The sequence below is a fragment of the Streptomyces sp. NPDC107522 genome, from assembly GCF_055657525.1.
Genome location: NZ_JBVKAU010000012.1, coordinates 157,420 through 170,776 on the forward strand (window position 1 = coordinate 157,420; position 13,357 = coordinate 170,776).

Annotated in this window: 12 protein-coding genes and 1 pseudogene; 7 read left to right on the top strand and 6 right to left on the bottom strand. The window is 71.9% G+C overall.

Annotated elements, in window-relative coordinates; genetic code table 11:
• Positions 1-14: 14 nt before the first annotated feature.
• Positions 15-464 carry a nitroreductase family deazaflavin-dependent oxidoreductase gene (locus tag ACZ7L6_RS31385; RefSeq protein ID WP_471929716.1) on the bottom strand — a complete coding sequence of 150 codons (450 nt, stop codon included), beginning with the start codon at positions 462-464 and terminating at the stop codon, positions 15-17.
• Between the two features lie 67 nt (positions 465-531).
• Positions 532-1,170, bottom strand: coding sequence for a LysE family transporter (locus ACZ7L6_RS31390; RefSeq protein WP_471929718.1), 639 nt, complete (start codon positions 1,168-1,170; stop codon positions 532-534).
• Between the two features lie 309 nt (positions 1,171-1,479).
• Here ACZ7L6_RS31390 and ACZ7L6_RS31395 point away from each other — a divergent pair, with 309 nt between their 5' ends.
• On the top strand, positions 1,480-2,691 hold the full coding sequence (locus ACZ7L6_RS31395) for a cytochrome P450 (RefSeq protein WP_471929720.1): 1,212 nt from the start codon (positions 1,480-1,482) through the stop codon (positions 2,689-2,691).
• Between the two features lie 78 nt (positions 2,692-2,769).
• Positions 2,770-2,970 carry a ferredoxin gene (locus ACZ7L6_RS31400; protein ID WP_433053053.1) on the top strand — a complete coding sequence of 67 codons (201 nt, stop codon included), beginning with the start codon at positions 2,770-2,772 and terminating at the stop codon, positions 2,968-2,970.
• Between the two features lie 82 nt (positions 2,971-3,052).
• On the opposite strand, the gene ACZ7L6_RS31405 is transcribed toward ACZ7L6_RS31400, so the two are convergent.
• A complete protein-coding gene (locus ACZ7L6_RS31405) occupies positions 3,053-3,607 on the bottom strand; it encodes a TetR/AcrR family transcriptional regulator (RefSeq protein ID WP_471929722.1) in 555 nt (184 codons plus the stop codon).
• Between the two features lie 109 nt (positions 3,608-3,716).
• Between ACZ7L6_RS31405 and ACZ7L6_RS31410 the strand changes: the two genes are divergently transcribed.
• The 3 genes from ACZ7L6_RS31410 to ACZ7L6_RS31420 all read left to right on the top strand — a co-directional run bounded on the left by ACZ7L6_RS31410 (position 3,717) and on the right by ACZ7L6_RS31420 (position 5,857).
• On the top strand, positions 3,717-4,175 hold the full coding sequence (locus ACZ7L6_RS31410) for a nuclear transport factor 2 family protein (RefSeq protein WP_471929724.1): 459 nt from the start codon (positions 3,717-3,719) through the stop codon (positions 4,173-4,175).
• 45 nt (positions 4,176-4,220) lie between these two features.
• A complete protein-coding gene (locus tag ACZ7L6_RS31415; RefSeq protein ID WP_471929726.1) occupies positions 4,221-4,751 on the top strand; it encodes a flavoprotein in 531 nt (176 codons plus the stop codon).
• A 137-nt stretch (positions 4,752-4,888) separates the two neighbouring features.
• Complete coding sequence (locus tag ACZ7L6_RS31420) at positions 4,889-5,857, top strand: aldo/keto reductase (protein WP_471929728.1); 969 nt, start codon at positions 4,889-4,891, stop codon at positions 5,855-5,857.
• A 15-nt stretch (positions 5,858-5,872) separates the two neighbouring features.
• Here ACZ7L6_RS31420 and ACZ7L6_RS31425 read toward each other — a convergent pair whose 3' ends face one another.
• Positions 5,873-6,694 (bottom strand): phytanoyl-CoA dioxygenase family protein, encoded by an 822-nt coding sequence (locus ACZ7L6_RS31425; RefSeq protein ID WP_471929730.1) that lies wholly within the window; start codon positions 6,692-6,694, stop codon positions 5,873-5,875.
• A 63-nt stretch (positions 6,695-6,757) separates the two neighbouring features.
• Between ACZ7L6_RS31425 and ACZ7L6_RS31430 the strand changes: the two are divergent.
• Positions 6,758-7,677: pseudogene (locus ACZ7L6_RS31430) on the top strand (helix-turn-helix domain-containing protein).
• Between the two features lie 346 nt (positions 7,678-8,023).
• Positions 8,024-10,240 carry a ricin-type beta-trefoil lectin domain protein gene (locus tag ACZ7L6_RS31435; protein ID WP_471929732.1) on the top strand — a complete coding sequence of 739 codons (2,217 nt, stop codon included), beginning with the start codon at positions 8,024-8,026 and terminating at the stop codon, positions 10,238-10,240.
• An 8-nt stretch (positions 10,241-10,248) separates the two neighbouring features.
• On the opposite strand, the gene ACZ7L6_RS31440 is transcribed toward ACZ7L6_RS31435, so the two are convergent.
• A complete protein-coding gene (locus ACZ7L6_RS31440) occupies positions 10,249-10,920 on the bottom strand; it encodes a DUF4232 domain-containing protein (RefSeq protein WP_471929734.1) in 672 nt (223 codons plus the stop codon).
• Between the two features lie 34 nt (positions 10,921-10,954).
• A complete protein-coding gene (locus ACZ7L6_RS31445; RefSeq protein WP_471929736.1) occupies positions 10,955-13,348 on the bottom strand; it encodes a SpoIIE family protein phosphatase in 2,394 nt (797 codons plus the stop codon).
• Between the last annotated feature and the right edge of the window lie 9 nt (positions 13,349-13,357).

Here is a 13,357-nt window from a genome sequence, read left to right on the forward strand (position 1 = left end):
TCTCGGAGCCTCGATCAGTCCCCGTCGAACGGCTCCAGCACGAAGACCGGGATCACCCGGTCCGTCTTCTTCTGGTAGTCCGCGTACGGCGGATACGCCGCGACGGCACGCTCCCACCACTCGGCCTTCTCCGCGCCGGTGATCTCGCGGGCCTTCATGTCCCGCTTCACGGGCCCGTCCTGGAGCTCCACATGGGGATCGGCCTTGACGTTGTGGTACCAGACCGGGTGCTGGGGCGCCCCGCCCAGCGAGGCCACCGCGGCATAACGCCCCTCGTGCTCGACCCGCATCAGCGGCGTCTTGCGGATCTTGCCGCTCCTGGCGCCCCGCGTCGTGAGCAGGATCACCGGCCGTCCGGTGTTCATGAGGGTCGTGCCCCGGGTGCCGCCGGAGCTCTCGTACAACTCCACCTGGTCGCGTACCCACTTGGTCGGGCTGGGCTCGTACTCGCCTTCAAGAGGCATGGCATCGGTCCCATCGTCGTGTGCTGATGCTGACGGACAGCGCTCACAACACCGGCGGGCGCCGGATTCATCCTGCCGCCGACTGCACCAGCATCCTTACGGCCAACGCCAGGATCACCCCGCTCGACACCAGCGCCGTCACCAACCGCCCCCGATGCCCCGTCAGCGCCCGCCCCAGCAGCGCCCCGCCGCCGGCGAGCAGCAGTTGCCAGCTCGCGGACGCGGCGAACGCGGCCAGCACGAACACACCCTGCTCCAGCGGCGGTACGGCGTCCGTCGCGCGGGTGCCGAGGACGAGAGCCGTGAAGTAGACCACGGTGGTCGGGTTGAGCAGCGTGATGCCGAGCAACGCCAGGTAGGCGCGCGCCGGGCTCGGGGGAGGGGGCGTGGAGCGGGTGGCGAGGCGGTGGTCGCGGTAGTGGCGTACGGCGATGACCGCCCCCCGGACCGCGAGGATCGCCAGCACCAGGGCGGACGCCCAGCGCAGCGGCCCCAGCACCGGACGCAGTGCGGCGGCGAGTGCGGAGCCGCCGAGGGTGGCGACTAAGGCGTAGAGCCCGTCGGCGGTCGCGACGCCGAGCGCGGCGCAGACCCCGGTCCGCAGGGACGTACGGGCCGTGAGGGAGACGAGGTAGGTCGCGACCGCGCCGACCGGGACGGCGATGCCGTAGCCCGCGAGCAGTCCCGCGACGAGCGCGGCGGTCACGAGGTGGGAAGCGTCGGCCTCCACGGTCGGCCGGGCTGCTGCTGGGACCGCGCGGCGAGAACGGCGACGGTCGGCGGCAGGAAGGCGGTGGTCGTAGACATGGCCGGATTCTGCGGGGGGCGGCTGCCCGCCGACAAGCGAATTTCGTGGGGGAGCGGCCTCCTGCCCCCCGGGGCCCGGAGGCCTGTGCGACGGTCTCCGGCCATATTGCCGGTGCGCCTGATCTGGCCGAACTTCGCGTCGCCCATTGGATGCCCCAGGCATCTAATGAAGATCGGCACGACGCACTCTTCGTCTGCGAGGTCTTCCATGACGGACATGACGGAATCGCACACCGTCGCCTTCCCTCAGAACCGCACCTGCCCCTACCACCCGCCCACGGCCTACGACCCCCTTCGCGACACCCGCCCACTGGCCCGCATCACCCTCTACGACGGCCGCCCGGCCTGGCTGGTCACCGGCCACTCCCTCGCCCGCACCCTGCTAGCCGACCCGCGGCTTTCCTCCGACCGCACCCGGCCCGACTTCCCCGCACCCACCGCGCGGTTCGCCGGGTTCCGCAACCGCAAGGGCGCGCTGCTGAGCGTCGACGACCCCGAACACCGCGTCCAGCGGCGGATGACGGTGCCCAGCTTCACCCTCAGGCGCGCGGCCGAACTGCGCCCGCAGATCCAGCGCATCGTGGACGAGCGGCTGGACGCGATGATCGACCGGGGAGCGCCCGCCGAGCTCGTGAGCGCCTTCGCCCTGCCGGTGCCCTCGATGGTCATCTGCGCCCTGCTGGGCGTCCCCTACCAGGACCACGAGTTCTTCGAGGGGCAGTCCCGGCGCCTTCTGCGCGGCCCCACGGCCGCCGACACCATGGACGCCCGCGACCGGCTCGAGGAGTACTTCGCCGAGCTCATCGACCGGAAACAGAAGGAGCCGGGGCCCGGCGACGGCGTGCTGGACGAACTCGTCCACCAGCAGCTGCGCGACGGCGAGCTGGACCACGAGGAGCTCATCGCCCTCGCGACCATCCTGCTGGTCGCCGGCCACGAGACCACCGCCAACATGATCTCCCTCGGCACCTTCACCCTCCTCCAACACCCCGACCGCCTGGCCGAGTTGCGCGCCGACCCGGGTCTGCTGCCCGCCGCGGTCGAGGAGCTCATGCGGATGCTGTCGATCGCCGACGGGCTGCTGCGGCTGGCCGTCGAGGACATCGAGGTGGAGGGGGCCGCGACGATCCGGGCCGGCGAGGGAGTGCTCTTCGCGACCTCGGTCATCAATCGCGACGAGGCCGTCTACACCGATCCCGACACCCTGGACTGGCACCGCCCGGCCCGCCACCACGTCGCCTTCGGCTTCGGCATCCACCAGTGCCTCGGCCAGAACCTGGCCCGCGCCGAGCTGGAGATCGCCCTGCACACCCTCTTCGACCGGCTCCCGACCCTGCGCCTGGCCGTCCCCGCGGAGGAAATCCCCTTCAAACCCGGCGACACGATCCAGGGGATGCTGGAACTCCCCGTGACCTGGTAAGAGGCTCCGGTCATGGACAACAAAACGCACAAAGCAAACGAAACGCCCGAAACCAGCGAGAACCGCGAAGCGCCGGACATGCGCATCGACATCGACCACGACCTCTGTATCGGCGCCGGCCAGTGCGCCCTCGCCGCCCCGTCCGTCTTCACCCAGGACGACGACGGCTTCAGTGCCCTGATCCCCGGCCGGGAGGACGGCGGCGGCGACCCGATGGTGCGGGAGGCCGCCCGGGCCTGCCCGGTCAGCGCCATCACCGTGTCCGAGACGGGAAGCTGACGCAGGGAGGCGTCGAGCGCCACCCCGCTGCCCCGCCGCCACACCCGGCGGCTGGGCGGCGGGGTCGGCCCGGCGCACGACGTCAGAGATGCGCCCCCAGCAGCGCCCGCGCCGCCTCGCGTGCCTCCGCCGCCGGCCGCGCATCGCCCGTGATGCCTGCCGTGACCATGGCGCCCTCGGCCAGCAGAAACAGCGGCCCGGTGAGCGCGTCGGGAAGCCCGGCCCCGGCCACCAGTGAGGCGAGCTGGTCGCGGAACGCCCGCTTGTGCGCCCGGACCTGGTCCGCCACCCGGTCCGAGCGGGCGCCCAGCTCGCCGTACGCGTTGATCCAGGCGCACCCGCGGAAGTCCTCCTCGCCGAACCACTCCTCCAGCCAGTCGAAGACGGCCAGGATCCGCCGCTCGGGGTCGGTCTGCCGCTCCACATGGGCGGCGAGCCGCCCGCGCCAGCGCACGTCACGCCGCTCCAGATACGCCTCGACCAGCTGCTCCTTCGCCGGGAAGAGCTGATAGAGCCGCTTGAGCGAGACCCCGGACGTGCCCCGGATGTCGTCCATGCCGACGGACTGGATGCCGCGCCCGTAGAACAGCCGCTCCGCGGCGTCCAGTGCCTGCTCCCGGGCGGTTGCGCTGTCCATGGGCGGTCTCTCCTTGACGTGAGAACGAGCGTTCTCCTACGGTAGCAGCCGAGCGGAGAACGCTCGTTCTCCCGCTGTTCCTGCCCCAGTTCCGTCACCGGAGGACGCCATGACCGACCGCCCGCCCCTGCCGCCGTTCACCCGCGAGACCGCCGCACGGAAAGTGCAGACCGCCGAGGACGCCTGGAACACCCGCGACCCGCACAAGGTGGCTCTCGCCTACTCGCAGGACTCGGTGTGGCGCAACCGCGACACCTTCGTCACCGGGCGCGCCCAGATCGTCGAGTTCCTCACCGAGAAGTGGGCCCGCGAGCAGGAGTACGCGCTGCGCAAGGACCTGTGGGCCTTCGGCGGCAACCGCATCGCGGTCCGCTTCCAGTACGAGTGCCGGGACGCGGAAGGGCAGTGGTGGCGGTCGTACGGCAACGAGTTGTGGGAGTTCGACGAGCACGGTCTGATGACCCGCCGCGAGGCGAGCATCAACGACGTGGCGATCGAGGAGAAGGAGCGGCGCATCCTCGGTCCGCGGCCGGAGAACGAGCGCGGGCTGTCCTTCCCGGTGCGGTAGGCCTGTGCAGCCCGCGGCGGAAGGCCGGTTGAGTAGGGTTCCAGAGTGACCGAACAGGCCCAGAAACCCTTCCTCTACCTCGTCGTCTGCGCCGCCGGGATCGCCGCGGACGTCAGCAAGCTGATCACCGCCGCGCAGGAGCGGGACTGGGAGGTCGGCGTCATCGCGACGCCGGTCGCCATGAACGGCTTCTTCGACACCGCCGCCGTCGAGGCCCTCACCGGCCGCCCGATCCGCTCGGCCTGGCGTACGCCCGCGGATCCGCGGCCCTTCCCGCCGCCCGACGCCGTCGTCGTCGCCCCGGCCACCTTCAACACGATCAACAAGTGGGCTGGTGGCATCGCCGACACCCTCGCCCTGGGCACCCTGTGCGAGGCGTACGGCCTCGGCGTCCCCATCGCCGCCCTGCCCTGCGTCGCCGACGCGCTGGCCGCCCATCCCGCCTACCAGGACAGCCTGATACGGCTGCGGGGGATGGGCGTGCGCTTCGGGGAACCGTACGCCGGTGAGGCGGGGGAGGACGGCGGGCGGCCGGAGTTCGGCTGGGAGCGGGCGCTGGAACTGCTGCGGCGGTGACCCGCGTCCCGACAGGGCATCGCAGGGTCACCGCCGGTCCGGCATGCGCCGGGTGTGCTGCTGATCCGGCTGGCTTGACGAACAGACGACGTACGCTCCCCTTGGTACCCCCCACCCCGAAGGCAGGAGCAGCAACGATGCAGTACGTGAAGCTCGGTTCGACGGGCCTGGACGTGTCGCGGATCTGTCTGGGCTGCATGACCTACGGGCTCCCCGACCGCGGCGTGCACGAGTGGACCCTCGACGAGGAGGCGTCACGGCCGCTGATCCGGCAGGCGCTGGACGCCGGCATCAACTTCTTCGACACCGCCAACGTCTACTCCGACGGCACCAGCGAGGAGATCGTCGGCAAGGCGCTCAGGGACTTCGCCCGCCGTGACGAGATCGTGCTTGCGACGAAGGTGAACGGCCGGATGCGGCCCGGCCCCAACGGCGCCGGACTCTCCCGCAAGGCGATCATGACGGAGATCGACCACAGCCTCGCCCGCCTCGGCACCGACTACGTCGACCTGTACCAGATCCACCGCTTCGACCCGCACACCCCGGTCGAGGAGACCATGGAAGCCCTGCACGACCTCGTCAAGGCGGGCAAGGTGCGCTACATCGGGGCGAGTTCGATGTACGCCTGGCAGTTCTCCAAGATGCAGTACACGGCCGAGCGGCACGGCTGGACCAAGTTCGTCTCGATGCAGAACTACTACAACCTCCTCTACCGCGAGGAGGAGCGCGAGATGCTGCCGCTCTGCGCCGACCAGGGCGTCGGCGTGCTCCCCTGGAGCCCGCTCGCGCGCGGCCGGCTGACCCGGGACTGGGGAACGGTCACCGAACGCAGCGCGAACGACAACTTCGGCAGCCGGCTGTACGTCGACAGCGACCGGGTCGTCGTCGAGGCCGTCACCCGTGTCGCGAACGAACGAGGCGTCCCGCGCGCCCAGGTCGCCCTCGCCTGGCTGCTGCACCAGGACATGGTGGCGGCCCCGATCATCGGCGCCGCCAAGCCGCACCACATCGAGGACGCGGCCGCCGCGGTGGAACTGGAGCTCAGCGAGAAGGAGTTGGACGAGCTCCAGGCACCCTACGCGCCGCATCCGGTCATCGGTCATTGATCCTCACGGTCCTGCTCAGTGCGGCCCGTGCGGCTCGAACTCCGTGCCGCACGGCCCCGCGCCCTCGCTGTGCGGCAGGGGGACGCGGTCGCCGCCCATCGTCAACGTGCGGTAGTACTCGCCGATCCTCTCGGCCGAACGGCCCACGTAGTGGCCGATGAACGAGCGGCGGAAGCGGTCCGCGGTCCCGTTGGGTTGCGAGCCGTGCACCAGGCTGCCGTTGAAGAACAGTACGTCGCCCGGCTCCATGTCGACGGGCACGGCCGCCAGGCCGGGCGGCGGCGGAACGTACTCCCGGGCGAAGGACACCTCCGCGTCCGCCGTTTCCGGGCAGAACAGGTCCATGTCGTGCGTACCGGGGACCACTTCCAGCCCTCCGTTGCCCCGGTCGATCACATCGCAGGCGATCCACGCCGCCACGCACGTGCCCGGCTCCACCCGCAGATAGAAGTTGTCCTGGTGCAACGCCTGCCCCCGCGCCCCCGGCGGCTTGAAGTAGAACATGCTCTGCGCCGCCAGCACCTCCTCCCCGAGCAGCGTCTCCAGCACACCGCGCAGCCGGGGGTCGAGCAGCACCCGCAGCGACAAGTCGTCGATCTCGTGCGGCTGCATCACCCGGGGATACGCGCGCAGAGGGTCGGGGTCCGTGGGACGTGGCTCGAAATGCCCGGGCACCGGCCCGGCCGCGTGCAACGCCGCGAACCGGTCGCAGAGCCGTTCGATCTCGTCGGGCCCGAACAGCCCGCGTACGACCGTGAAGCCGTGCTCGCGGAACTGGCGGAGCCCGGCATCGGGCAGGATGGGTGCGCCGGTGGCGCCGATGTCCGTGGCTGTCATGCGTCCACTCCTCGGTCAGATGTCCTCGCCCCACAACGCTATGCAGATACGCATTCCAGGAGGATGACCGTGAGTGCTGACGGATTGCCCGAGACTGCTGAGCCCGGCGTTCCCGCCCCGCCGCCGGGCCTGGTGGTGGTCGGGCATTTCGACCAGCCGCCGGGCTACCGGATCGAACGGCCCCGCGGCGCCGACAGCTGGCTGTTCACGTGGACGACCGGCGGGCAGGGCCGACTCCGGCACGGCGGCGCCGAGACGCGGCCGGGGCCGGGGACCTGGTCGTGCTCGCGCCGCGCGTCCCGCACGGCTACGGCGTCGAACGGGGCGCAGGGCACTGGCAGTTCTGGTGGGTGCACTGCCAGGCCCGCCCCTCCTGGCGCTCCTGGCTGCGCCCGTACGACACCGGCGAGGGGATGTACGTCGTCACGCCGACCCCGGATGCGGTGCACGGCCGTGTCGAGGCGGCGTTTCGCCGGATGCTCGCCGACGCCCGCTGGACGGGGACGGAGGCACCGCCCGACAGCACGCCGGGGGGCGAGTCGGTCGCCGTGGCGCACGGCACCGCGGCCCGCGAACTCGCCCTGTGCTCACTGGAGGAGGTCGTCCTGCTCACCGCCGGCACCGCGCGGACACACGGGCCCCGCCCAGGGGTCGACGCGCGGGTACGCCGGGCGCAGGCCCTCATCACCGCCGACCCGGCGGCCCCGCACACTGTCCGGTCGCTCGCCGGGCACGTCGCGCTCTCGCCCTCCCGGTTCGCCCACCTCTTCACCCGGCAGATCGGACAGTCGCCGATGCGCGCGCTGCGTGAGGCGCGTCTGCTGCACGCGGCCCGGCTGCTGGAGACCACCGACCTGTCCGTGGAACGCGTGGCCGCCGCCTCGGGATTCGCCAGCCCGTTTCACTTCAACCGGGTGTTCCGCGAACGGTACGGGATGCCGCCCGGGGCGTACCGGGCAGGCGGTTCAATGGTTGGCGCGTGACCTGTGAAGGCGCAGTGAAGGCGAGCGCGCCCGTATGACCAGGCAAAAAGACGGGAGTGCTACTCCTCAATGGTTTCGGTGAGACCGTGCAGGGTCCTGACTGAATCCCATTTCCAATTTCCCTCGTGGATACACCGCAATGACCGCGACCGCTTATTGACCGTTCGTCAATTGCCGATCGCCGAGCATGCAATGCACAGAAACCCGGAATCCCTTGTTCCCTGTCCCTGACCTGTGCAAAGGTGTGCCTCGCCCCCACGCGCCCCACGCTTCACAAGAGCTGCGCGCGGAGCATACCCCTTGGTATGGACCTTCAATGCCGCATGCCCTCCGGAGGAATGCCACCGTGCATGACGCTGGCCAGTCGAATTCCCCTCACGACGCCCGCCTCTTCGAATCGACCGACGCTCAACTGAGCGCCGAACTCAAGAGGTGGACCGGGGCGACACCAGCGCTCCATCCCGTGGGTGAACTCCTCGACCGGCACTGGGAAGCGGGCTTCGCCTACGCGCGACTGTGCACCGTGGACACCCGCTCCGCGGGAATGCTCACCACCGCGGCATTCACCCGGCTTTTCGGTGAAACACTGCGGCAGACCGGACCGACGGCCGCATGGCGCCCCCAGCTGCTCGTCACCGTGCGGCGTATCGCGGCCGAGTGGGACGCCGACCGCAGACGGGAGCTGCTCCACCCCGAGCTGCGGTCCGAGGCGGACGGTGCCGAGCGCGCCGCCGCCCGACTGCTGCCGCCGGTGAACCGCCGGCTGCTGACCGGGGCGTTCCAGCGGCTTCCCCAGTCGGCCCGCTGCCTGCTGTGGCACACCGAGGTCGAGGCGGAACCGCCGGCCGTGCCGGCCGGACTCCTGGGCCTGGACGAGGAGTCCGCCCGCATCGAACTGGGCCGGGCCCACGAGCGGTTGCGCGAGGAGTGCCTCCAGGTCCACCGCGAACTCGCCCCCGAGCAGGAGTGCCGGCGCTACCTGCGGATGCTGGACGTCACCTACCGGCGCGGCGGCGTCGACATCGACCCCGACCTGCGTGCGCACCTGAACCGCTGCGGGCACTGCAGCGACGCCGCCGAGCAGCTGAACTTCTTCAATGCCGGGCTCGGCGTCGCCCTGGCCGAGGCGGTGCTCGGCTGGGGCGCGGGCGCCTATGTGGAGTCGAGAGCGCACCGGGCCGAGGAGCCTGAGGAGATGGCGCCGGCCCCGGCGGCGGCTATCGCGGGCGAGTCCTTCTTCGCCGACGGCGTGGTGTCTGTTCCTGGGGGAGGGGCTCCTACGGGAGGGTCTCCTGCGGGAGTGGCTCCTGCGGGCGAAGGACTCACCTCTGCCGCCGAGTCCTTCTCGCCCGGAGGCGAGGCGCTCGCCGCCACGGGAGGGACGGCTGCCGCCGCAGGTGGGCGCTTCCTGACTGCCGCCGCGGGCGGGCCCTTCCCCACTGCCCCCGCAGGCGAGCCCTTTCCCACTGCGGACGCGGTCTCCTCGCCCGCTGTGCCGGGCCCCCGCAGCGCACGCCGGGCTGCCCGCCGTGCCGCCCCGCGCACCGGCCCCGCCACCGCCCCGCGCCCCGGCGACCCCGCCGCCCGCCCCGGCGACACCCGCACCTGCTCCGGCCGCTCGGCCCTCAAGGCCGCCCGCCGTGCCGCTCGGCGCCGTAACCTCACCGCGGCCGTCGCGACCGTCAGCGCCCTCGTCGTCCTCCCGCTCGTCGTCTGGTCGGTCCTCGGCTCCGGAGACAGTCCCGCCCCGGCCGCCAAAGACCGCCCCACCGAAACGCCCGGCTCGGAAGCGGGCTCCACCCCCGCCAACCCCTCCTGGGCGGGCGCGGCCGAGGCAGCGAAGGGCGATCTGCGGGGCCGGCTGCACAACATCGGGTCCGGGCTGTGCGTCGGCATCGTCGGCGGGAAGGCCGTCAAGAACGCGGAGACCGAACTCACCAAGTGCTCCGAGGCGGACGGCCAGCAGTGGTCGTACGAGACGGACGGACTGTTGCGCAGTGCCGCGAACCCCGATCTCTGCCTCGACTCCCATCTCGGCTACTCGGTCCGGCTGGCCCCGTGCACGGGTGCCTCCGATTCCGACTCCAAGAACGTCCGCTACGACTTCACCCTCCAGGGCACGCTCGTGCCGCGCTTCAACCAGGATCTGGCCCTCAGCCCCGCCGCCACGGACGGCTCGGGCGCCCTGGTCCTCAAGACCCGTGACGACGAGGGTGACGCCCAGCAGTGGGTGTTCGACACGTCGAGGACGGAGCTCCAGATGGAGGTGGTCAACTGGGGCGCGGAGGTCGACGAGTCCGACACACCGAGGACACCCACGCCGACCCCGACCCCCACCCCCGAGCCGTCGAAGACCCCCACTGCGACGCCGTCCGCGACTCCGTCGACCGCGCAGCCGACACCTACGAGCCCGTACCCGACCGACGCCTGCTCCGCCTACCCGTACTACTGCTCGGGGGACGGCCAGAACGGCTGGTCCGGCGGCGGGTACGGGGGCTCCGGAGGCTACGGCGGTTCCGGGGGCTACGGCGGCTACGGATACGGCGGTGGCGGCTACCGCTGACCGCCGTGTCAGCCGCCGGTGCCGGGCTGGAACACCGTCAGGCGCACCGACGACTCGTTCCCGGCCACCGGCACCTCGCCGTTCGTCCACGCCACCTTCAGCGCATCCCGCTCGTCCGGCGGCGTCACGAGCAGCGCCTCCGGCTCGGCCGTACGGGCCCCGCTGATCTCGGGGCTGGCGAAGCTCAGCCCCGCCCAGGCGCTCCGGCCCGGAGCCAGCGAGACGGTCGTACGCGTGTCGGGAGAGCGCTTCGGGTCCGGGCCGAGCTGCTTGCCGGACGCGTCCACGAAGGCGGCACCGGGGTAGCCGCGGACCGTGCAGGTGCGGTCGGCCGTGTTGGTCAGCACGATCGGGAAGTTGCGCTGGCCGGCCCCCGGACTGGGGCGGCCGATGGACGCGCGCAGCTCGGAGGTGTGACAGCGGGTGGTGGAGGCGGCCGGTCCGGTAGTACGGCTGTTAGTGCCGGAAGGGGCCGGTCCGGTCGTGCCCGGCGCGGTCGTGGGGCTCTCGGTACCGGCGGTGACCGACGCGGTCGGACGGCTGCTCGTGTCGGCCGGTGTCTGTACGGCGCCCGTGGAATCGGCGCTGTTGTCGCATGCGGTCAGCAGGCTCAGCAGCGCGACGGCACTCACGACGGGAGTCGCTCGGTGTAAGGCATGGAGTGTCCGTGCACGTCCCATGTCTGTCACGAATCCCCGTTTTCCGGCGGAATACTCACCCCTCGTCCCGCTCGTCGATGAGCCCGATCTCCGCCCAGATCGTCTTGCCGTCCGCCGTGTGCCGGCTGCCCCACCGCTGGGTCAGCTGGGCGACGAGCAGCAGCCCGCGGCCCCCCTCGTCGAAGATCTTGGCGCGGCGCAGATGCGGTGCCGTGTGGCTGGTGTCGGATACCTCGCAGATCAGCGTGGCCGCGTCATGGATCAGCCGGAGCCGGATGGGGTGGATGCCGTAGCGGATGGCGTTCGTCACCAGCTCGCTCACCACCAGCTCGACGGTGAACGACGCCTCGGTGAGACTCCAGGTGCCGAGCTGCTCCACGACCTGCTTGCGGATGGGCGCGACGAGCGCCGGGTCCGCCGGGATGTCCCAGGTCGCGACCTGGGCGGCGGGCAGCCCTTGGGTGCGGGCCAGCAGCAGCGCCACGTCGTCCGCCGCGCCGCCCGGCGGGAGGAGGGCGCGCAGGACGTGGTCGCAGGTTTCGTCCAGCGAGTCGGAGCCGGCCGCGAGCGCATCGCACAGCATCGCGTGGCTGGCGTCGACATCGCGCTCACGGGTCTCGATCAGGCCGTCTGTGTAGAAGGAGAGGACGGTGCCCTCGCGGAGTTCGAACTCGGCGGACTCGAAGGGCAGGCCGCCCAGGCCCAGCGGCGGCCCGGCGGGCAACTCGATCTCCTGCGGCTCCCCGCCCGGCGGGACCATGACCGGGGAGGGGTGCCCGGCCCGGGCCAGCGTGCAGCGCCGGGAGACCGGGTCGTACACCGCGTACAGACAGGTGGCGCCGACCTCGCCGGGGCTGCCCTCGTGGCCCGTCTCCTCGGACAGCCGCACGACCAGGTCGTCGAGGTGGGTGAGCAGTTCGTCGGGGGCGAGGTCGATGTCGGCCAAGGTGCGTACGGCGGTGCGCAGCCGGCCCATGGTGGCCGAGGCCTGGATGCCGTGGCCGACGACGTCCCCGACGACCATCGCGACCCGCAGGCCGGACAGCGGGATCACGTCGAACCAGTCGCCGCCCACCCCGGACCGTGCCGCCGGAAGGTAGCGGGAGGCCGCTTCGAGCGCGGCGGTGCGCGGCAGGGACCGGGGGAGCAGGCTGCGCTGCAGGGCCAGGGCGGTCTCGCGTTCCCGGGAGTAGCGGCGGGCGTTGTCGATGCAGACGGCCGCGCGGGCCGTGATCTCCTCGGCCAGCAGCGCGTCGTCGGGCGTGAACGGCTCGGGGTTCTTGAACCGGGTGAGCACGGCGACGCCGAGGGTGGTGCCACGCGCCTGGATCGGTACCGACATGGTGGTGTGGATGCCGCACTCCTTGATCCGCTCGGCGCGTACCGGATCCCAGGAGAGCCACGGAGCGAGATCGCCGGTGGACGTCGAGGCCACGATGGTGTGGCCCGCCAGCAGCGCGTCGGCCTGGGGTGACGGCGCGGGATACAGGTCCACCTGTCCCGGCTTGACCACGGCTTCGGGGCTGCCCGCGTTGACGGATCGCACGGCGGTCCGACGCAGGCCGACGGGGGCGGTCAGCCGGCCGGTGGGCAGGTCACCGCCGTCCTCCGGAGGGTCCAGCAGGTCGACGCTCACGAAGTCGGCCAGGGCGGGGACACAGATGTCCGCCAGTTCCTGGGCCGTGCGGGAGACGTCGAGGGTGGTGCCGATGCGCACGCTGGCCTCGTTCACCAGCTGCAGCCGCTCCCGGGCCAGGTACTGCTCGGTGAAGTCGTGCGCGGCGACGGACACACCGCGCACCCGCCCCTTCGCGTCGGTGACCGGGGCCATGCGGGCCAGCCAGGCGTACGTCCGGTCACCGCCGACCGGAACGTACGTCCGCACGTCGGTGCCCCGGCCCGTGGTGAGCACGCGCAGAAGCTGCCGTTCGATGTCGACGCTCTGCCGTCTGCCGGTCAGCTCGGGCGCGCGCAGCCCGCGCACATGCTCCTCGGAGAGCTGGAGGACCTCCGCCATGACGCCGTTGATCCTGCGCAGCCGGAGCCGCTCGTCGTAGATCGCGATGGCACAGGGCGACTCGAGGAGCCCGATGTTGTCCAGCGGATCGCCGGGCGCCCGGGGGCCGTCGCTCTCCAGCGGCGTGACCACGAGCCAGTGGTCGGGGCCGTCGTCCTGCGGCCGTACCCGGTGGGCGAGCAGCCACACGGACACCGAGCCGCCGTCGCGACGGCGCAGGGTGAGAAAGCCGTCCCAGCGGTTGCCCGCCGGGGCGGCGGACCGGCCGGCTCCCTCGTCGGCCAGCAGTTCCACGGCGGGGCGCCCCAGGACCTCGGCGGCCGGATGGCCCAGCAGCCGCTCGGCCCCGGCGTTCCACTCGACGAGCATGCCGTCGGCGTCGATGACCGCCCGGGCCGTCGCGGCCTCGTCGAACGGATACTCCGGGCTCATGGTCGCCAC

Excerpts from the sequence above, each read along its gene's own strand:
- ACZ7L6_RS31385 (WP_471929716.1), bottom strand. The coding sequence starts at position 464 with ATGCCTCTTGAAGGCGAGTACGAGCCCAGCCCGACCAAGTGGGTACGC.
- ACZ7L6_RS31395 (WP_471929720.1), top strand. The coding sequence starts at position 1,480 with ATGACGGACATGACGGAATCGCACACCGTCGCCTTCCCTCAGAACCGC.
- ACZ7L6_RS31400 (WP_433053053.1), top strand. The coding sequence starts at position 2,770 with ATGCGCATCGACATCGACCACGACCTCTGTATCGGCGCCGGCCAGTGC.
- ACZ7L6_RS31405 (WP_471929722.1), bottom strand. The coding sequence starts at position 3,607 with ATGGACAGCGCAACCGCCCGGGAGCAGGCACTGGACGCCGCGGAGCGG.
- ACZ7L6_RS31410 (WP_471929724.1), top strand. The coding sequence starts at position 3,717 with ATGACCGACCGCCCGCCCCTGCCGCCGTTCACCCGCGAGACCGCCGCA.
- ACZ7L6_RS31420 (WP_471929728.1), top strand. The coding sequence starts at position 4,889 with ATGCAGTACGTGAAGCTCGGTTCGACGGGCCTGGACGTGTCGCGGATC.
- ACZ7L6_RS31425 (WP_471929730.1), bottom strand. The coding sequence starts at position 6,694 with ATGACAGCCACGGACATCGGCGCCACCGGCGCACCCATCCTGCCCGAT.
- ACZ7L6_RS31440 (WP_471929734.1), bottom strand. The coding sequence starts at position 10,920 with ATGGGACGTGCACGGACACTCCATGCCTTACACCGAGCGACTCCCGTC.
- ACZ7L6_RS31445 (WP_471929736.1), bottom strand. The coding sequence starts at position 13,348 with ATGAGCCCGGAGTATCCGTTCGACGAGGCCGCGACGGCCCGGGCGGTC.